1 protein-coding gene and 2 pseudogenes are annotated in these 891 nt (G+C 57.6%); all 3 read right to left on the bottom strand.

Annotated features, from left to right (window positions below; translation table 11 throughout):
* Window positions 1–10: 10 nt before the first annotated feature.
* Window positions 11–280, bottom strand: a pseudogene (locus FEV53_RS20370) (transposase); the annotation flags it as partial.
* Window positions 217–501, bottom strand: coding sequence for an IS3 family transposase (locus FEV53_RS22320; protein WP_425465513.1), 285 nt, complete (start codon window positions 499–501; stop codon window positions 217–219). The pseudogene FEV53_RS20370 and the gene FEV53_RS22320, both read right to left, overlap by 64 nt.
* Window positions 502–611: 110 nt before the next feature.
* Window positions 612–891 (bottom strand): annotated as a pseudogene (locus FEV53_RS21150) (IS3 family transposase); the annotation flags it as partial.

Genomic DNA, 891 nt, shown 5'->3' with positions numbered 1-891 from the left:
CTCAGAAGTTTCCCTTTGCGGCCTCCGCCAGGATCAGCTTGTCCAGGGTCAGATCCGAAACAGCCTTGCGCAGCCGCTCATTCTCTTTCTGAAGACGCTTTAGTTCCTTCAATTGGTCCGTGCCCATTCCACCGTACTTTTTCTTCCAGCGGTAGAACGTCTGTTCAGTCACGCCGATCTGGCGGATCGCATCCAGACGCGGCATCCCTTGCCCCGTCAGAACCTCAACCTGCCGTAACTTCGTAACAATCTCTTCTGGCTTTGGTCGCTTGTTTGCCATCTGTTTCCTCCGTTTTCCTGAACATAGCGGAGGACCACTTCAGTGGGGGAAGACCACTTGCTGGTCTTCGGTTCCTGGTAGATAGGCACCAACCGCATGAGCTGCATCAGCCGCCGCACACGATGTCGGCCGCATTTATGTCCCTCGCGAGCCAAGTGCCGGACCATCTGGCGTGAGCCATACCATGGCGTCTCGAGGAACTGACAATCGATGATTTCCATGAACTTCAGGTTCTCGGGGCTTTCCCCACGCGGCTGGTAGTAGAGGGTTGAGCGTGCCAGTGACAGCAGGCTGCATTGCCGCCGGACGCTRAGATCGGGATGGTCTTTCTTCACCGCTTTTTGCCTCCAGTGCCGGGGATGAGACTGGAGGCTTCCAACAAAAAATCCCGTTCCACGACCAGCTGCCCGATTTTGGCGTGCAGCTTTCCGACCTCTGCCGCCGATATCGTCGGCTCCGCGGTCGCCTGGCCGGTGAAGGCCTGTGCCATGTTCTCAATCGCGGTCCGTTTCCAGCCGCTGATCATGGTAGGGTGGCTGTCATACTTCTTGGCCAGCTCGGCCGTCGTCAGCTCCTCGCGGATGGCTTCCAAAGCCACCTTCGCCTTGAAC

Origin of the sequence: Palleronia caenipelagi (assembly GCF_007004065.1) — a bacterium.
GTDB lineage: Bacteria > Pseudomonadota > Alphaproteobacteria > Rhodobacterales > Rhodobacteraceae > Palleronia > Palleronia caenipelagi.
This window is presented reverse-complemented; position numbering and strand designations above follow the sequence as displayed.